This window comes from Blautia sp. RTP21359st1_E11_RTP21359_211015 (assembly GCF_040910705.1).
GTDB classification, from domain to species: Bacteria; Bacillota; Clostridia; order Lachnospirales; family Lachnospiraceae; genus Blautia_A; species Blautia_A fusiformis.
The window spans coordinates 12,991-32,073 of the sequence record NZ_JBDGAB010000042.1 but is presented as its reverse complement, the minus strand read 5'-3'; the positions used below and the strand labels follow the sequence as shown (position 1 = coordinate 32,073).

Genomic DNA, 19,083 nt, shown 5'->3' with positions numbered 1-19,083 from the left:
ACCTTGCATATTCCTGCAAGTATTCTTCGTATCCCATGCCATTCCGGATAAAATTAATGGCTGCATAAGGGGCCATAGTCTTTAAGATCCGAAGATGTGTCTCCATCGTTGTGATCCTGTCACACATCCAGTCCTTGTCTTTGTAAAACTCTCCCAATGCTTTAAAATCAATGTTTTTTTCTGTCAGAGCGTCTCTGGCTATGTATCGGTTTGGCCGGTTCATGATCTCCAGAAATGTACTGCGGCTCCGGTCTCCTTCTGCCATTTTCAAATAAGCGATCATATTCCGGCAGATCCAGTGTCGGAACAGGTTGGGCAGTTTTTCCTTCATAGTGAAAGGAACCCCATACTCCATCAACGCAGCGACCAGTCCTTCGGCTTCCTGATTAGTCCTGAAAAGCAGCGCTGTATCTTCAATATTATCCCCTTCTTCCATCCGATTCCGCAGCAGGCCTGCAACTGCCATATATTCGTCTCTGGGATTTCGAAATTCTTTTATCTGCACCGGCTCTCCCGGTTCATTTGGTGTGGAAAGTTTTTTCACATAACGGTTTTCATTATGATCGATCACCTTCATGGCTGTATCCAAGATATTTCCACTGCACCGGTAATTGATATTCAGGATCACCGTCTCCGCATTTTTAAAATCTTCCGGGAAATTCAGCATGATCTCCGGGCGAGCGCCACGGAAATGATAGATAGACTGATCATCATCTCCCACCACAAACAGATTGTTCTCCGGTGCTGCCAGCATCTTCACGATATCATACTGAAGATGATTGATATCCTGAAACTCATCCACCAGAATATAGTGAAACTTTTTCTGCCATGCAGACAGGATATCTTTTCGTTTTTTCAGAAGTTCATAACAGCTCAACAGCATATCATCAAAGTCAAGTTTTCTTCTTTCATTCAGGACTTTTCGATATCCCTGAAAGATCTGTCGGAACACTTCATCCGGGCAACAGGAAGAATAATAATGCTCCAGAGCGATCCTTCCACCCTTTACAACACTGATCTCCTTGGCAATATCTTCCACAAAATCCCCTTCCTGGGACTGTTCTGCAGCACAGTTTACCACCAGTTCTCTTAAGATCGCATATTTTTCTTCTTCTGACAGGATATTTCCTCCATTCAGACCATAAGCCTGTTTGAGGATCCCGTAAAACACTCCGTGAAAAGTCCCGAAAGTAACGCCGGTTCGCTGAACACCGGTAAATTTCAGAAACCGTTCTTTCATTTCCACTGCTGCTGCCCTGGAAAAAGTCACAACAAGAACAGAGGAAGCCGGTATCTTCCCTTCCTGGATCATATGTGCTGTTCTTTCTACTATGACGGAAGTTTTCCCCGAACCGGGGCCTGCCAGAACCATCATAGGTCCTGACAGGTGGGCGATCGCCCTTTTCTGAGATGGATTTCGTTTCATAACTGGATTATCGATCACACTCTTATTTATTTTCAAGCTTTTCGATTGCTGCATGTACACGTTTCAGTGTCTCTTCCTTGCCAATGATCTCCATGATCTCTGTTGCACCGGCCGGTGTCATCTGCTTGCCGGATACTGCTGTACGAAGCGGCCACATAACATAACCATTCTTATATCCGTGCTCCTTTACAAAAGCGCTTAAAGATGCATACAGCGGATCATTGGTATAATCCTCCTGTGCTTCCAGTACCGGAAGCACTTCCTTGAGAACTGCAAGAGAAGTCTCCTCTGTTGTTTTCATCTTTTTGTGGCGGTACATCGCACTGTCATACTCCGGAACTGCCTCAAAGAAATCTACAAGCTCCGGAATATCCGGGAATACTTCAATTCTGGTCTGAACCATTCCTGCGATCTTCTTAAGATCAAAGTCTTTTTTCAGAACTTCTTTCAGATACGGAAGTGCTCTCTCATAGAATGCCTCCGGATCCATCTTCTTGATATACTCACCATTCATCCATTTCAGCTTGGCAATGTCAAAAACTGCCGGTGATTTGTTGATATGATGATAATCAAATGCCTCCACAAGCTCCGGAAGAGAAAAGATCTCACGGTTGTCTGCCGGGCTCCATCCAAGGAGTGCAACATAGTTGATCACTGCCTCTGTCACAAATCCCTGATCGATCAGATCTTCATAGGAAGAATGTCCACATCTCTTGGAAAGCTTCTGATGTGTCTCGTCTGTGATCAGCGGACAGTGAACATAGGTCGGGATTTCCCATCCGAATGCCTCATAAATACGATTATACTTCGGTGAAGAGGAAAGGTATTCGTTACCTCTTACAACATGTGTGATTCCCATAAGGTGATCATCAATTACATTTGCGAAGTTGTAGGTCGGATAACCGTCAGATTTGATCAGGATCAGATCCTCCATCTCCTCATTGTTAACGGTGATATCTCCGTAAATAACATCATGAAATGTAGTGGTTCCCTCTGTTGGCATATTAAAGCGGATAACATGCGGCTCGCCTGCATCCAGACGGCGCTGAACCTCTTCCTTGGAAAGATGGAGACATCTCTTGTCATAAATAGAGATCTCCTTACCTGCAACCGTACGTTTCATGCTTTCCAGCTCTTCCTTGCCGCAGAAGCAGTAATATGCATCACCCTGCTCAATAAGCTGTTTGGCATATTTCAGATACATGCCTGTTGCCTGACGCTCACTCTGTACATACGGGCCAAATCCACCATCTTTGTCCGGTCCCTCATCATGGAGAAGTCCTGTTTTCTCAAGAGTACGGTAGATGATATCTACAGCTCCCTCCACATAACGTTCCTGGTCTGTATCTTCAATACGGAGGATAAAATCTCCGCCTTCATGTTTTGTGATCAAATAAGCATAAAGAGCTGTTCTTAAATTACCCACATGCATTCTTCCTGTAGGGCTCGGTGCAAATCTTGTTCTGATCTTTGTCATTTCTTTTCTCCTCGTTTTTGTTGTTTCTCTTTATAGGTGCTATTATATACCCAAATCCTTCAAAATGTCCATAGGTTTTCCGGCGGAATGCCCTGCCATCCCTCTCCCGTATCTTCGCATATACAGAAAAATCCTCTGAGACACCGTCGTCCCAGAGGATCCTTGATTCCTGTTTATGCTTCTACGCCTTTGTTCTTAAGATAATCGATCACATCTCCAACTGTGTTCAGATCTGTAAGCTCCTCTGCCGGGATCTCAACATTGTACTCATCCTCAAGAGCCATAACCAGCTCAAACAGGTCAAGAGAATCTGCTCCAAGATCATCCTTGAAAGATGTCTCCGGTGTAATTGTTGATGCCTCACAATTTAACTGCTCTGCAAGCATTTCTTTCATTTTTTCTAACATGTCTTTTTTCTCCTTTAATCATTACAGATCGAATCTGTTTCCTCTTTTTGAGCAAAGTATATAGTCTGCAAAAACAGTTGTCAAGAGGATTTTCCCAAAAAATGGCTCCAGAGCAAAAATATTTTGATTTTAAAACTATTTTACTCTTGAAATTTTATCTGACGGGCCACGCTGAGAGCTATTGCCATCTCCAGCATCAGGAACACAATGGACGTTCCTCCGTAACTGATAAAGGGCAAGGTGACACCTGTATTGGGCATCAGATTCAGTACAACGGCAATGTTAAGGATCACCTGCAGCGCAATATGTATAAAAATCCCGGTAACGATCAGTGAGCCAAACAGATCCGGTGCATTCTGCGCAATAAAAAACAACCTGTACAAAAGATATCCGAACAGGATCAGTACAAAAATCCCTCCGAAAATTCCAAGCTCCTCACAGATAATGGAAAAGATCATATCATTTTGTGCTTCCGGAACACTTCCAAGCTTCTGGATACTATTTCCAAGCCCGCGGCCAAAAAGCCCTCCGGAGCCAATGGCATACAATGCCTGCAGCGTCTGATAACCGCCTTCATCGGAATATTTCTCAGGCTGAAGCCATACAAGTACTCGCATAACACGGAAGCTGTCACTATTCTTGGTCGTCGCAACCAGAAAAAGTACTCCGATCACAATAAGGATCACTCCTGCCGCTGCCACAGCAATAAACGGACGCATATCCGGATGTGCCACAAACACCATTCCAACTGTTATTCCCAAAATGATCATGGCTGTACTCAGGTTATCTGTAAGTATATAAGCCGCAAGCGCAAGTCCTGCCCCCGGAAGTCCCAGGATCATACAGCTCTTTAAAGTTTTCACCTTTCGTCCCATTTTTCCGATCATGTAAGCCATCATGATAATAACCGCGATCTTTGCCAGCTCGGCAGGCTGAAAGTTGATCGGTCCGATATACAGCCATCTGGTAGCACCATGAGAGGAATGTCCCAGCGGAGTCCGCACAAGTCCCATAAGGATCAGCGAAGCCACATACAACGCAGTTGTAAAAGGAAGAAGGATATGATAATCCAGTATTTTTGAAATAAATAACGCTCCGATCAGACATGCTGCACTGATCAGTGCCTGTTTCTTAAAATAAAACATATCGTTGCCATAATTCACTTCTGCCATATATGAACTGGTGCTGTAAAGCATGACCAGTCCAAAGCACACCAGCAGTACAATAACAGCTACCAGATTATAATCATAATAATCAGATTTCTTATTCTGCTTTTTTCTGTTAAGCAGAGTTTTTTTCATTCTATCACCATCGCTTTCTGTATCTGCGAAGAATTTCCTGATATCCACGAGTAATAAAGAAAGTAAAAAAAATTCCCGGAAAGCCGCATAAATGCTGTCTTTCCGGGACGTTCCATAAATGGACCTGAGGGGAATCGAACCCCTGTCCGAAAGCCTATCCCTTAAGGCATCTCCCATCACAGTCGCTGATTTAACATTCCCTCAGCAGTACGCCCACCGACAGGCTTACTGCTTCAGTAGCTTCATGATACATCTACCGGGGCAAAGCTTACCCGGCAAGGTTTCTCACATGGTCGACGCCAGATTCCCGATGTGTGAGTGCAACGGGGCTGACGAGCAGCTTAGGCTGCTAACGCTAACTTTTCGTCTGCGTTTATATTTAGTTCCCGGTTGGTACGCAGTCCAGGAGTCTGCGGATGGCTTCCCTAACTTCAAAGCCCCCGTCGAAACCAGTACAAGCCCTTAAAAGACTTCTGTGACAGGATCATTTCCGGTCATCTCTGGTGGACAGACGAACTTCTTAGTCAGTTTTTTGACTGGGTTTAATTATACCAGAATGATTTTTCGTGTCAAGGATATTTCAAAAAAAGTCCAGACTGTACAGTTTTTCTTACCTGTACAGTCTGGAATATGCATTCAAACTTTGGTATTTTAAATACTGTCAAAATGATCTTTTAATTTTATGGCACAAAAAAACCCGCTTACGCGGGTTTTTTGCTGCATTATACACGTGAGAGATACTCACCTGTTCTTGTATCGATCTTCAGTTTGTCGCCCTGGTTTACGAACAGAGGAACCTGAACCTGTGCACCTGTCTCAACAGTTGCCGGTTTGGTAGCACCCTGTGCTGTATTTCCTGCGAATCCTGGCTCTGTCTCAATAACCTCAAGCTCTACAAAAAGAGGTGGCTCGATTGCGAATACCTCTCCGTTATGAGAGCAAACCTTAACCATCTCATTATCCTTAACAAATTTCAGAGAATCGCCAACCTGCTCCTCTGTAAGACCAACCTGATCATATGTCTCTGTATTCATGAAGTAGTATAAACCACCATCCTGATACAGATACTGCATATCTACACGCTCAATACGTGCTGCCGGGAATTTCTCTGTAGGACGGAAGGATTTCTCTACTACAGAGCCTGTGATAATGTTCTTGTATTTTGTTCTTACAAAGGCTGCGCCTTTTCCTGGTTTTACATGCTGGAATTCAACGATCTGACATACGTTTCCATCAATTTCAAGTGTGATACCATTTTTGAAATCACCTGCTGAAATCATAAATATTTCCTCCTTAATATATGCGGTTCTTTTTCGCTATGGATTATTCTATAATACCTTTTGCCATTTTTCAACTGTTTTTTTGTTTAAGCCTTCAATTTTTCTTCAATTTCTGCGATCAGCTCATCAAAAGGCTTCACTCCTGTGACAACTTTAATGTCCGCAAACTTCTCATAAACCGGATCTCTCTGTTTCAGAAGTTTCTTGATCTTCTCTTCTTTATTCTCAGTTCCTTCCAATGTGGGATTGTTACTTCCTTCCAGACGTTTGATCAACGTTGCAGCAGATCCCTTCAGATAGATGATCGTTCCCATACTCTGGAGATATTTCTGGTTCTGCTCCTGAAGAGGCAATCCCGCACTTACAGAGATTACCTTCCGTTCGCTGTCTGTGGACAGTTCCTTGACTGCCATAGTCTCCAGCGCACGGTAAAATGCTTCTCCAAAGCGTTCAAATACCTCCTTTACTGACATGTTCATTTTTTTCACGATCAGTCTGTCCACGTCAATAAACGGAAGCCCCAGGTCCTTCGCCAGTCTCTTTCCAACTCGTGTCTTTCCTGAACCCATAAAGCCGATGATTACAATATGGTTCATGAATTCTTTCCCTCCTCTTTTTGGTAAAAATGTAATACTATTTTTTCCAGATATCGCTTCAGTACGATCTGGATCTCCTCTTTTGGATGAATCGGTTTCACAAGGATCGTCCGGATCCCTGCTCTCTTTGCTCCATAAATATCCGTAAACAACTGATCTCCTATAAAGATCGTCCTGTCAAGATCGATTCCGATCACCTGGCAGGCTTTTTTATAATTTTTCACAGCCGGTTTATGGGCATTTTCTATAAAATCCCCCTCTACTGCTTTGGCAAAGGGCTCCACACGAGGTTTCTGGTTATTGGATACAAAGCAGTATCGAAACCCGAGAGCCCTCAGCTTTTCAAACAGTTTCTTTGCCCGGTCATCTGCCGGTGCACCGTGGGGAACAATGGTATTATCGATATCAAAGAGCAGCCCTCTGTATCCTTCTCTGTAAAGCTTCTCATAATCGATCCCATACGCAGAATCCAGATATTCATCCGGAAAAAAGCATCTGAACATCTATTCCACCTCAGTCCTTTCCTATCGCTCGCAAAGAGGAATATACTCTGCTTCCGGAAGGACATTCTTATATGCGGGACGGATGATCTTATCCACATTGATAAGCTCTTCCATACGATGTGCGCTCCAGCCTACGATACGTGCAATAGCAAACATCGGTGTGTAAAGCTCCAGCGGCAGATCCAGCATGCTGTAAACAAATCCGCTGTAAAAATCCACATTGGCACTGACACCCTTATAGATCTTACGCTCCTCTGCGATAACCTTTGGTGCAAGACGCTCTACTGCAGCATACAGCTGATAATCCTTCATTCTGCCCTTTTCTCTTGCAAGCTGTTCCACATAGCCTTTAAAGACTTCTGCACGTGGATCTGAAACAGAATAGATCGCATGTCCCATACCATAGATCAGTCCACGTTTATCAAAGGCCTCTTTATGAAGAAGCTTCTTAAGGTATGCACTGATCTCCTCTTCATCACTGTAGTCATGTACGTGTTTACGCATATCGTTAAACATTTTTACGACTTTGATGTTGGCACCGCCGTGTTTCGGGCCTTTCAGAGAACCTAGTGCTGCCGCGATCGCAGAATACGTATCTGTCCCGGAAGAGGAAACCACATGTGTAGTAAAAGTAGAGTTATTACCACCGCCATGCTCCATATGAAGGATCAGAGCAATATCAAGGATCTCTGCCTCCAGTGCCGTATACTTCTTATCCGGTCTTAACAGACGCAGGATATTCTCAGCTGTGGAAAGCTCCTTTTTAGGCTGATGGATATAAAGACTCTCGCCTTTCTCATAGTGGTTATAGGCCTGATATGCATAAACAGATAACAGCGGGAAAACGCTGATCAGGTTGATACACTGACGGAGCACATTCTCCAGTTCAATATTATCCGGGTCTTTGTCGTAGGAATAAAGTGTCAGCACGCTTCTTGACAGAGCGTTCATAATATCTCTGGATGGTGCCTTCATAATGACATCCCTTACAAAATTCCGCGGAAGCATACGCTGGTTCGCAAGAATCCCGGAAAATCCATTCAGTTCTTCCTGATCCGGAAGCTTTCCGAAAAGAAGCAGATAGGTTACTTCCTCAAAACCGAAGCGCCGGTCATTGATAAAACCATTTGTCAGATCCTTAATGTCATACCCGCGATAAGAAAGCTTACCTGCGCAGGGAACCTCTTTTCCGTCCACGATCTTCGTTGCCTGGACATTGGAGATCTGGGTCAGTCCTGCAAGGACACCCTTTCCATTCAGGTCACGCAAGCCTCGCTTGACATCGTATTTGCCATATAAAGACAGATCCAGTTTGTCATTCTCACGACAGATCTGGGTAAGTTTCTCAATCTCAGGTGTCACTTTCATGTTGAATTTGCTCATCAGTTATTTCCCCTTTCGATTTCTGTTTTATTGCTGTTCGATAACGGTCCCTCCTCATTCCCCTCTCAAGCAATTCTGGTCTTATTTGTATATCCCGGCGTAGCTGGCCGGGATATTTCAGATATATTATAACATTTTTTTCGGTTCCGGTCTATGCCGAAAATATAACCGAATATCTGCTTTACAGTTTATCGGTTATGAGCAGGCAGCGAATGCGGATCGCAAATCTCTTCTTGTCTATCTGCGATCAGCCCTGCTTATATGTAGCAAAGAACTCTTTCATCTTCTTCATTGCCTTGTCAAGCTGGCGGATATCCGGCAGATAAACAATACGGAAGTGATCCGGCTGGTTCCAGTTGAATCCCTTGCCCGGAACAACAAGCACCTGTTTCTCATGAAGAAAATCCAAAGCAAACTGTTCATCATTGAAAATATTGAATTTCTCAGTATCGATCTTCGGGAATATATAAAATGCCGCATGTGGTTTTACAACGGAAATTCCCGGAATATCATTCAGGGCCTTGTAAATAAAGTCTCTCTGCTCATAAACACGTCCGCCCGGCTGCGTATATTCATTGACACTCTGATATCCGCCAAGTGCAGTCTGTACAATGGACTGTGCCGGAACATTTGAACAGAGACGCATGGAAGAGAGCATATTGATTCCCTCTATATAACCCTTCGCCTTACTTTTTGCACCACTTAAAATCATCCATCCGATGCGGAAACCTGCGATCATATGAGACTTGGACAATCCTGAAAATGTTACACAGAACACATCGGGTGCAAGGGATGCAATCGATGTATGTTTATATCCATCCATAACAAGACGGTCATAGATCTCATCAGAAAAGATGATCAGCTCATTTTCTCTTGCAATGTCTGCAATCTGTTCCAGGATCTCCTTCGGATATACTGCACCTGTAGGGTTATTGGGATTGATGATAACGATCGCCTTGGTCCTTGGTGTGATCTTGCTCTTGATATCCTCAATATCCGGATACCAGTCAGACTGTTCGTCACAGATATAATGAACTACATTTCCGCCTGCCAGTGTTGCAGTAGCTGTCCACAACGGATAATCCGGAGCCGGGATCAGGATCTCATCCCCGTTATCAAGCAGCGCCTGCATACAGAGGTTGATCAGTTCACTGACACCATTTCCCGTATAAATATCATTAATGGTAACTCCCGGGATCCCGCGAAGCTGTGCATACTGCATGATCGCTTTTCTTGCAGAAAAAATGCCCTTGGAATCGGAATATCCCTGGGAAGTACGAACATTACTCAGCATATCCAAGATCACTTCCTGAGGTGCTGAAAACCCAAATGGATACGGATTACCAATATTCAGCTTCAGAATCTCCATTCCATCTTCTTCCATTCTGGCAGCCTCATCCACAACCGGTCCGCGCACATCGTACAGCACGTTGTCAAGCTTTGATGATTTCCCGAATGTTCTCATAAAAACCACTCCTCTTCTAATTTTCACTATTATTTAACCATTTTAATTTCATAGTCAAAAAATATTTATTCTATATCATCTCACATTTAGGCTTTCAACGCAAGAAATAAAAATTTAAAAAAATCAAATTTAGCACTTCCCTTTTTTAGCATGTTAATGTATAATAGCACTCGAATTTAGTTTTCAACGCAATTTAATATGTGATGAGGAGGAAACAACAATGTCTTACACAGAAGAAGTTTATGAAAGAGTTGTAGCACAGAATCCTGGCGAGCCAGAATTCCATCAGGCAGTTAAGGAAGTTCTCGATTCCCTTAAAGTCGTAATTGACAAAAATGAGGAAGAGTATCGTAAACTTTCCATCCTTGAGCGTCTTGTAGAGCCAGAGAGGATCATCTCCTTCAAAGTACCGTGGATCGATGATAACGGAACTGTACAGGTTAACAAGGGATATCGTGTTCAGTTCAACAGCGCCATCGGACCATACAAAGGCGGCTTAAGATTCCATCCTTCTGTAAATCAGGGTATCCTGAAATTCCTTGGTTTTGAGCAGACCTTTAAAAACTCTCTTACAGGTCTTCCGATTGGCGGTGGAAAAGGTGGCTCCAACTTCGATCCTAAGGGTAAATCTGACAGAGAGGTTATGGCATTCTGCCAGAGCTTTATGACAGAGCTTTGCAAATATATCGGCGCAGATACAGATGTTCCGGCTGGTGACATCGGTGTCGGCGGACGTGAGATCGGTTATCTCTTCGGACAGTATAAGAGAATCCGTGGCCTTTATGAGGGTGTCCTTACAGGAAAGGGTCTTTCCTTCGGAGGTTCCCTGATCCGTACAGAGGCTACCGGTTACGGTGTTGTATACATGCTCAACGAGATCGCCAAAGCTCACAATGATTCCGTAGAAGGAAAAACAATCGTTGTAACAGGTTCCGGTAATGTAGCTATTTACGCTGTTGAGAAAGCTACTCAGCTTGGTGCCAAGGTTGTTGCAATGAACGACTCCAACGGATATGTCTACGATCCGAACGGAATCAACCTTGACGTCGTAAAGGATATCAAAGAAGTAAAACGTGGACGTATCAAAGAATATGCAGACCGTGTTGAGGGTGCTACCTACACTGAGGGACTTGGCATCTGGAATATCAAATGTGATATCTACCTTCCATGTGCTACTCAGAACGAGCTTGGTCTTGACGGAGCTAAAACACTGGTTGCAAATGGCTGCAAATACGTCGTTGAAGGTGCAAACATGCCTACTACTCTTGATGCAACAACATACCTTCAGGAGAACGGTGTTCTCTTCATGCCTGGTAAAGCCGCAAACGCTGGCGGTGTTGCCACATCTGCACTTGAGATGAGCCAGAACTCCATGAGACTTTCCTGGACAAGAGAAGAGGTTGATGAGAAACTCCACCACATCATGATCGATATCTTCCACAAAGCTGATGACGCTGCTAAACGTTACGGTATGGAAGACAACTATGTTGTAGGTGCAAACATCGCCGGCTTCGAAAAAGTTGTTGACGCTATGAAAGCTCAGGGTATTGTTTAATTAAGTTTCCTGAATCATTAATATATATTTATAGCAGGGACCGCAGAGGATTTTTCCCAGGCGGTTCCTGTTTTTTTGTATCCACTTTTACGATCTCTGAAAAATCGAACATTCATGTTTCAAAAAAGGCCGGTTGTCTTTTGACAATCGGCCTGAAATCTCCTGCATTTGCAGTCTATTCATTTAATCTCTTAATTGATCAGCTTCTTCAGCTCATCCATAAAGGTACTGACATCTTTAAACTCTCTGTATACAGACGCAAATCGTACATACGCCACCGCATCCAGATCCTTCAGATGCTCCATAACGATCTCTCCGATCTTGGTACTGCTGATCTCACGGTCTTCTGACCGGAAAATATCTCCTTCTATGGAATCGATCATCTCTTCCACTCTCTCAATGGGAATGGGGCGCTTATAGCAAGCACGAAGAACACCATCCTGGATCTTGGAACGTTTATAGCTTTCCCGGTTCTGATCCTTCTTGATCACAGTCAGCGGAATCGTTTCCACCTTCTCATAAGTTGTAAAACGCTTTCCGCAGGCATCACAGAGACGGCGGCGGCGGATGGAATTGGTATCCTCTACAGGTCTGGAATCTACAACTCTTGTATTATCCTGGTTACAGAACGGACATCTCACAGAACTCTCCCCCTTTCCGGATCAGTAAATCATTACTAAATTTGTTTTTATTATAAAATAAATGCACATAATGTGTCAATAATCGGACTTGCATAAATTTTACAGATTTTCCATAAAATCATACCAGGTGATGAATTTATGCGCATCTGTGAGCTGAAACAAAAAGAAGTGATCAATATCCATACCTGCCGCAGTCTTGGCTGCCCTCTTGATGTGGAATTCTGCTGTGAAACCGCACGTCTGAAAGCCCTGATCATGCCGGAACCGGGAAAATTTTGCTGGTGTTTTTCCAAAGAAAATGAATATTCCATTCCATGGGACTGCATCCGCCAGATCGGCGAAGATATCATCCTTGTTGATTTCCGTAATGAAAAACTGCTGTCCGGAGAATAAATACCTCCTTATTGTCAAGGCCCTTTATTTTTTATATTTTCCCTGAAAAAGTATATTTCAACCGCCCTCTGAGAATCATCTTAATGTACTGACAAGACAAGGAGGATTCTAAGATGGCACTGAATAAAGTTGAAATCTGCGGAGTAAATACCTCAACCCTTCCCGTTCTCGATCAGGAAGAAAAGGCGGAGCTCTTTAAAAGAATCAAAGCTGGCGATGAAGAAGCCAGGGAATTGTACATCAAAGGCAATCTGCGGCTTGTTTTAAGCGTGATCCGGCGTTTTCAGAACAGCAGTGAAAATCCGGATGACCTTTTTCAGATCGGCTGCATCGGCCTGATCAAAGCGATCGATAATTTCGACACCACTCTTCAGGTAAAATTTTCCACCTATGCAGTTCCCATGATCATCGGAGAGATCCGAAGATATCTCCGTGATAACAACAGCATACGGGTCAGCCGTTCTCTGCGGGATATCGCTTACAAAACCATCTATACCCGGGAAAACTATATGCGGCAGCATCTCAAAGAGCCTACCATTGCAGAAATCGCTGATGAGATCGGTATCGACAAGGAAATGATCGTCTATGCCATGGATGCGATCCAGAGCCCGGTAAGCCTTTTTGAGCCCGTGTATTCCGAAGGCGGAGATACCCTATATGTTATGGATCAGATCAGTGATAAAAAGAACCTGGAAGAAAACTGGGTGGAGGATATTTCTCTTCGAGATGCCATGAACCGGCTTGGAGAGCGTGAACGTCACATTATCGATCTCCGCTTCTACGAGGGAAAAACCCAAATGGAGGTAGCTGATGAGATTGGTATCTCCCAGGCTCAGGTCAGCCGACTGGAAAAACATGCTCTTCGCAGTATGCGAAACTATCTCCGGAATTGATTCATCTCTCTTCAGACAAAAAGCTGCAGCAGAATATCTGTTATCCTGCCGCAGCTTTTATCTCTTATTTCAGCGCTTTCTCAATTTCTTCGATCACGATCCGAAGCGCCTTCAGCCTTGCATATTTCTTATCTACGGATTCCAGAATGTGCCATGGTGCATAAGCAGTGCTGGTTTTCTGAAGCATCTCATCTACTGCTGTTTCATACTGATCCCATTTTTCACGGTTTCTCCAGTCCTCATCCGTGATCTTCCACTGTTTTTCCGGATTGCTCTGGCGGTCGTTGAACCTGGCAAGCTGGGTGTCCTTATCAATGTGGACCCAGAATTTCACGATCACAGCGCCCCAGTCAGAAAGCTCCTTCTCAAATTCATTGATCTCATTGTAGGCACGTCTCCAGTCATTCTCGCTGCAGAAGCCCTCCAGACGTTCTACCATCACTCTTCCGTACCACGTCCGGTCAAAGATGGCAATGTGACCATCCTTGGGAAGCCTTGTCCAGAAACGCCACAGATAATGACGGGCTTTTTCATGAGGCTCCGGACTTGCGATAGGATGTACCTCAAATCCACGGGGATCAAGAGCCTCCGTGATCCTCTTGATATTTCCTCCCTTTCCGGCAGCATCCCAGCCTTCATAGGTGATGATCACAGGCACTCTTTTTCGGTAAAGACGGTTATGCAGACTTCCAAGCTTTGCCTGCAGTTCCTTAAGCTCTGCCTTGTACTCTTCATCCCCCACTTCTTTTCCATCCAGAGGAATCTCGCTTAATCTGGGCATCTCCACCAGAGGAAAAACATTCTGCAGGATCGGCACTGCATGTTTGCTGTTTTCCATGGCAACCTCTATATTGCTGATCATGGTTTCCAGTACCTGCAGTTCTGCCCACTTCCGGTCACCGGCATCGACAATATACCATGGAGCCGCAGATGTATTGGTATCCTGCATATACTGGTCGAAAATCTTTCTGCACTTCTTATAATGATCATTCTGCCAGAGATCATATTCATTGACTCTCCATCTGGTATCCTTGCTTTCCAGAAGGATGCCCATACGTTTTTCCTGTTCTTTCCGGTCGATCTGCATAAAAAATTTCAGGAGTACATATCCATTATCCGTCAGCTGACGTTCAAATCTCCGGATACTGTCAATCCGTTTTGAATAATTGTCACCCTTCAGCTTTTTATCCATACGTTCACGACAGGTCTGATCCATCCATCCTGAATCCAGGAATGTAAACTTGCCCGCTTCCGGGATTTCCCTGAAATATCGGTAAAGAAATGGTTTCCGAAGGTCTTCCTCTGTAGGTGCTGACATAGTCGCAACTTTGAAGAAACGAGGATCGATATTCTTGATCACCTTACTTATGGTACTTCCTTTTCCGGAAGCTCCCCAGCCTTCAAACAGCACGATCACCGGAATCTTATGCTCTTTCAGAGCCATCTGCAATTCATATAATCTGGTTCTTGCAGCGCTTAAACGCACTTTGATATCCTCTTTTTCCGGAATCTGTTCCGGGTTCCAGTTTTTCAACATCTGCATCGTCCTTCCTTGAATTTTTTGAATATTCATATTATACCACAGAAGATCTTATTTTACGATAATTTTTACATAATTTTAACCTTTAGCCTCACAAAAGCAAACAAATTGCACAACAAAAATCATTCATAAGCATCGAAAATCTTTTTAACCTCTTGACATTTTTGTCGCCGCTTCATACAATAGACGCTGATTGTTATTTTTTTAACTTCATAAAAAAGCAGTGCCTGAAAACTGTTGAAATAATAAAGATCAAGGAGCCGATCATGAAACTCACAGAAAAACTTCTGCAGAAAATGGAACAGAAAAAAGAACTCTATGGCGATGGCATCATCATGCCGGACGGGGATTACCGTCTGATCCAGGATGGACACTTAAAAACTCTCATGTCCCTTCTTCCATATACAGAAAACGAAATCTGGAAAATGATCCCCGATGATGATTCCGCACTTTTCTGGCTGGTAGAAAAAACAAGCTGCGTACTGACCGATGTCAATTCCACGATCGGAATGAAGATGACCCCCGCACAGCAGAAAACCTACGAAGCACTTTCCAGTCGCGGGATCATCTCTGATGAATATTATGATCTTACCAAACAGCGGGAAAAAGTAAAAGCTGCCCGGGCTAACGCCTGAGCAGCTTTTATTTATATCTGTCAGTCCTCATACCCTTCCAGAAAAGAATGTTTCACTCCATCTTTTTTGTATGCGATAACTGTATGAAGATTAACATTTTCCACACTTCGGAAAATATTACTTTCTACATGTGGATTTACCTTCTTAAGTTCTGCGATCAGATTCTTGATCTCCATTCTCTTGGAAACACTGGTACCATCTGTACGGCAGGTAGTACAGGTATCGGTAAATTTACATGCACACTGGATAAAATGAAGGTCATTATAATCTCTCCAGTGTTTGATATCTGCCTCCCGGATCAGATACATAGGACGGATCAGCTGCATTCCCTCAAAATTTGTACTATGGAGCTTCGGCATCATAGTCTGTACCTGCGCTCCGTAAAGCATTCCCATCAGGATCGTCTCGATCACATCATCATAGTGATGTCCAAGAGCGATCTTGTTGCAGCCAAGCTCCTTTGCCTTGCTGTAAAGATAGCCCCTTCTCATACGGGCACAGAGATAGCATGGGGATTTTTCTATATTATAAACCGCATCGAAGATCTCAGTCTCAAACACTGTGATCGGAATCCCGAGAAGCCTGGCATTGTGCTCGATCACCGCACGGTTTGCCTCATTATATCCCGGATCCATCACAAGAAACACCAGTTCAAAGGGAAACTTGTTATGACGCTTCAGTTCCTGGAACAGTTTGGCCATCAGCATGGAATCCTTACCACCGGAAATACAGACTGCTATCTTATCTCCCGGCTTCACCAGCTCATAATCGTTGATTCCCCTGGCAAATCTGGAAAACAGCTGCTTATGGAACTTTTTGCGGATACTCAGCTCGATATCCTTCCGCCGCTGTTCCATTGCATCATTTTCCTCTTCTTCACTGTTCTCTTTACCGGATTCTTTCTGCATCTGCTGAAAAAGCCATCCTGTATATCCACCTTTCAGGCTCAGTGCGGGAATTCCTTTTTCCCGGAGCATCTCTGCACCCTCCTGGCTGAAAAGCCCTCTTGTACAGTAAAGGACCGGTATCTTATCCCCCCTCAGTTCTTCTGCCCGCTCTTCCAGTTCCTGTTCCGGAACAGAGATTGCTCCCGGGATCATTCCATATTCTACAGTTACTTTATCACGGGTATCTATCAGAAGATATTTCCCCCGTTCTTTCTCTATCTGGTCAAAAGAAATCTCCAGTGTTTCTTCATTCATACTGCTATTATTCCTTTCCTTACATTTTCAAAGTTTCTGGTTCATATTGTAAGCCTTCCCGTCAAAAACCTCAAGAAGATTTTCCCGAAGGTTCCCGCGTTATTGGAATGCTGCTGTTCACTTTGTTCTCAACAACCCAGCCTGTACTTTTTTCTGAAAATCAGTTATAATATTTTTGTTTGTAAAAAAATTTTCACCAAGGAGGATACCGGAAATGAAAACACAGAATCAGACTATGCTCTCTGAGAATACACTGACATCCCGGCCCACAGATATTATTGCGGGATTTCCTGTACGTCCCGGGTTTTTTGAATTAAATGGCGCTACTCCTCTTTCCAACGGAGTCAACTTTACCGCACATACCCGCCACGGTACATCCTGCGAGCTTCTTCTTTTCCACTCCGGAGAAGAGGAACCCTTCGCAGTCCTTCCTTTTCCCAATGCCTGTCGTATCGGTGATGTCTACTCCATGATCGTCATGGGACTGGACATCGAAGATCTGGAGTACGGCTACCACATTGACGGTCCTTACGAACCGGAAAAGGGTCACATCTTCGATAAGACAAAGGTTCTTCTTGATCCTTATGCCAAAGCCGTTGCCGGTCAGCGTGAATGGGGCCAGCAAAAGATCGGAAGCTATCATGCCCGTGTGGTACGTGATTCCTTTGACTGGGAAGACATGCCGCAGTCCACCCGTAAGATCAGTGACCTGATCATCTATGAGCTTCACGTCCGCGGCTTTACACAGGATTCTTCTTCCGGTGTTATGCACCCGGGAACCTTTGCCGGTCTTCGTGAAAAGATCCCTTATCTCAAGGAACTGGGGATCAACGCCGTAGAGCTGATGCCGATCTTCGAGTTCGACGAGAATATGAATGCCCGTACTGTAAATGGCAAACGGCTTCTGGAATACTGGGGATACAATTCTGTCAACTTCTTTTCTCCAAACACCAGCTATGCTTCCAAGTCGGAGCATAACTGTGAGGGAACTGAGCTGAAAGAGCTGATCCGTGAGCTCCACGAAAATGGCATCGAAGTAATTCTTGATGTTGTATTCAATCATACCGCCGAAGGAAACGAGCTGGGAAAAACCTTCTGCTTTAAGGGCTTTGACAATAAGGTTTATTATATGCTGACCCCAGAGGGAAATTACTACAATTTTAGCGGATGTGGAAATACTCTGAACTGTAACCATCCCATTGTACGTCAGATGATCCTTGAATGCTTACGTTACTGGACCATCAACTACCGTGTGGACGGCTTCCGCTTCGATCTTGCCAGCATTCTCGGACGCCATGAGGACGGTTCTCCACTTAACAATCCGCCCCTTCTGGAGCTTCTCGCTTACGATCCGGTCCTTAGAAATGTCAAACTGATCGCAGAAGCCTGGGATGCCGGCGGGCTGTATCAGGTTGGTTCTTTCCCTGCCAGCCGCAGATGGGCTGAATGGAATGGCCGTTACCGTGACTGCCTCCGTTCCTTCCTGAAGGGAGATTTCTGGAATGCCTGGGACGCTGCATGGAGTATTTCCGGTTCCGGTGATCTGTACGGAGGCTTTTATTCTGATCATAATGACAATTATGCAGGATACAATTCCTGTGTCAATTTCCTTACCTGCCACGATGGCTTCACCATGTATGATCTTTATTCCTACAATGAAAAACACAACGAAGCAAACGGCTGGAATAACACCGACGGTTCCAACGATAACCGCAGCTGGAACTGTGGAGAAGAGGGCGATTCCACCAACCCCGAAGTGCTTTCCCTCCGCTTCCGCATGATACGAAATGCCTGTGCTGTACTGATGTCCAGCCGCGGAACCCCGATGTTCCTTGCAGGTGATGAATTCGGAAACACAAAACACGGAAATAACAATACCTACTGTCAGGATAACGAAACCTCATGGATCAACTGGAAGCTTCTGGAGAAAAATCACGATCTTTTTGAATTTTTCAAATTTATGATCCGGTTCCGTAAAGACCACCCTGTTATCTCCCGGAAGCTTCCCAACGCAGTATGCGGTATGGAAAATATCCACACTCATAACATTGACGCAAGGGATGTGACCATTCCAAGAGATGCCCACACCTTCGCTGTAAGCTTTGCAGGCTATGATAAGAGCAAAGGCACTGATGACCTGATCTACATTGTGATCAACGCATACTGGGAGGACGTAACGGTCACACTTCCGGAGCTTGCCCGTCCCGGTGCATGGTATCTCTGTGTCAACACGTTCGGTGACGGAAATGGCCGTTATTTCTACGAAAAAGGCCAGGAGCCACGCATTGAACACGATTTCTGCATGCGGCCCAGATCCGTTGCCATCTTTACCGGCCGCAATTATTAGAATTTATATCAGGGGCAAAATTCTTTTTGTCCCTGTCTG

The 19,083-nt window shown here is 44.4% G+C and carries 17 protein-coding genes and 1 other RNA gene; 5 read left to right on the top strand and 13 right to left on the bottom strand.

Going from position 1 to position 19,083, the window contains the following annotated elements; genetic code table 11:
* The 10 genes from AB5026_RS13675 to AB5026_RS13630 all read right to left on the bottom strand — a co-directional run.
* Window positions 1–1,462, bottom strand: a 1,462-nt coding sequence (locus tag AB5026_RS13675) for an ATP-dependent helicase (protein ID WP_368213495.1), incomplete at its 3' end; no start/stop codon positions are given.
* A complete protein-coding gene (gene gltX, locus AB5026_RS13670) occupies window positions 1,449–2,903 on the bottom strand; it encodes a glutamate--tRNA ligase (RefSeq protein WP_015524432.1) in 1,455 nt (484 codons plus the stop codon). The genes gltX and AB5026_RS13675, both read right to left, overlap by 14 nt.
* Window positions 2,904–3,076: 173 nt before the next feature.
* The gene (gene acpP / locus AB5026_RS13665) at window positions 3,077–3,310 is read right to left on the bottom strand and encodes an acyl carrier protein (RefSeq protein ID WP_015524431.1); all 234 of its coding nucleotides are present in this window, start codon (window positions 3,308–3,310) and stop codon (window positions 3,077–3,079) included.
* 140 nt (window positions 3,311–3,450) lie between these two features.
* Window positions 3,451–4,611, bottom strand: coding sequence for an FtsW/RodA/SpoVE family cell cycle protein (locus AB5026_RS13660; RefSeq protein WP_092070471.1), 1,161 nt, complete (start codon window positions 4,609–4,611; stop codon window positions 3,451–3,453).
* 116 nt (window positions 4,612–4,727) lie between these two features.
* Window positions 4,728–5,073: a transfer-messenger RNA gene (gene ssrA / locus AB5026_RS13655) on the bottom strand.
* 260 nt (window positions 5,074–5,333) lie between these two features.
* Window positions 5,334–5,891: an elongation factor P gene (gene efp / locus AB5026_RS13650; RefSeq protein ID WP_015524430.1), complete on the bottom strand. Its 558-nt coding sequence runs from the start codon at window positions 5,889–5,891 to the stop codon at window positions 5,334–5,336.
* An 86-nt stretch (window positions 5,892–5,977) separates the two neighbouring features.
* Window positions 5,978–6,487 (bottom strand): shikimate kinase, encoded by a 510-nt coding sequence (locus tag AB5026_RS13645; protein ID WP_015524429.1) that lies wholly within the window; start codon window positions 6,485–6,487, stop codon window positions 5,978–5,980.
* Window positions 6,484–6,990 (bottom strand): YqeG family HAD IIIA-type phosphatase, encoded by a 507-nt coding sequence (locus AB5026_RS13640; RefSeq protein WP_110103007.1) that lies wholly within the window; start codon window positions 6,988–6,990, stop codon window positions 6,484–6,486. The genes AB5026_RS13645 and AB5026_RS13640 overlap by 4 nt, the downstream gene beginning before the upstream one ends.
* Window positions 6,991–7,011: 21 nt before the next feature.
* On the bottom strand, window positions 7,012–8,373 hold the full coding sequence (locus tag AB5026_RS13635) for a citrate/2-methylcitrate synthase (protein WP_129974431.1): 1,362 nt from the start codon (window positions 8,371–8,373) through the stop codon (window positions 7,012–7,014).
* Window positions 8,374–8,620: 247 nt separating this feature from the next.
* On the bottom strand, window positions 8,621–9,838 hold the full coding sequence (locus AB5026_RS13630) for an aminotransferase class I/II-fold pyridoxal phosphate-dependent enzyme (RefSeq protein ID WP_015524426.1): 1,218 nt from the start codon (window positions 9,836–9,838) through the stop codon (window positions 8,621–8,623).
* Window positions 9,839–10,058: 220 nt separating this feature from the next.
* On the opposite strand from AB5026_RS13630, the gene gdhA reads away from it, so the two are divergent.
* Window positions 10,059–11,393 carry an NADP-specific glutamate dehydrogenase gene (gdhA, locus tag AB5026_RS13625; RefSeq protein ID WP_021650707.1) on the top strand — a complete coding sequence of 445 codons (1,335 nt, stop codon included), beginning with the start codon at window positions 10,059–10,061 and terminating at the stop codon, window positions 11,391–11,393.
* 191 nt (window positions 11,394–11,584) lie between these two features.
* Here the strand turns inward: gdhA and nrdR are convergent, their stop codons facing one another.
* A complete protein-coding gene (gene nrdR, locus AB5026_RS13620) occupies window positions 11,585–12,034 on the bottom strand; it encodes a transcriptional regulator NrdR (RefSeq protein WP_021976805.1) in 450 nt (149 codons plus the stop codon).
* Window positions 12,035–12,172: 138 nt separating this feature from the next.
* Here nrdR and AB5026_RS13615 point away from each other — a divergent pair, with 138 nt between their 5' ends.
* Together AB5026_RS13615 and sigG are read left to right on the top strand one after the other, a co-directional pair.
* Window positions 12,173–12,427 carry a YlmC/YmxH family sporulation protein gene (locus AB5026_RS13615; protein WP_015524424.1) on the top strand — a complete coding sequence of 85 codons (255 nt, stop codon included), beginning with the start codon at window positions 12,173–12,175 and terminating at the stop codon, window positions 12,425–12,427.
* A gap of 113 nt (window positions 12,428–12,540) precedes the next feature.
* A complete protein-coding gene (gene sigG, locus AB5026_RS13610) occupies window positions 12,541–13,320 on the top strand; it encodes an RNA polymerase sporulation sigma factor SigG (RefSeq protein WP_015524423.1) in 780 nt (259 codons plus the stop codon).
* Window positions 13,321–13,384: 64 nt separating this feature from the next.
* Here the strand turns inward: sigG and pap are convergent, their stop codons facing one another.
* Window positions 13,385–14,857, bottom strand: coding sequence for a polyphosphate:AMP phosphotransferase (gene pap / locus AB5026_RS13605; protein WP_118752541.1), 1,473 nt, complete (start codon window positions 14,855–14,857; stop codon window positions 13,385–13,387).
* A 269-nt stretch (window positions 14,858–15,126) separates the two neighbouring features.
* Between pap and AB5026_RS13600 the strand changes: the two genes are divergently transcribed.
* Window positions 15,127–15,495, top strand: coding sequence for a hypothetical protein (locus tag AB5026_RS13600; protein WP_015524421.1), 369 nt, complete (start codon window positions 15,127–15,129; stop codon window positions 15,493–15,495).
* A 20-nt stretch (window positions 15,496–15,515) separates the two neighbouring features.
* Here AB5026_RS13600 and AB5026_RS13595 read toward each other — a convergent pair whose 3' ends face one another.
* Entirely contained in the window at window positions 15,516–16,697 is a 1,182-nt protein-coding gene (locus AB5026_RS13595; RefSeq protein WP_092070442.1) for an ATP-binding protein, read from the bottom strand.
* A gap of 214 nt (window positions 16,698–16,911) precedes the next feature.
* Between AB5026_RS13595 and AB5026_RS13590 the strand changes: the two genes are divergently transcribed.
* Window positions 16,912–19,044 (top strand): glycogen-debranching protein, encoded by a 2,133-nt coding sequence (locus AB5026_RS13590; RefSeq protein WP_368213492.1) that lies wholly within the window; start codon window positions 16,912–16,914, stop codon window positions 19,042–19,044.
* The last annotated feature ends 39 nt before the right edge of the window (window positions 19,045–19,083 follow it).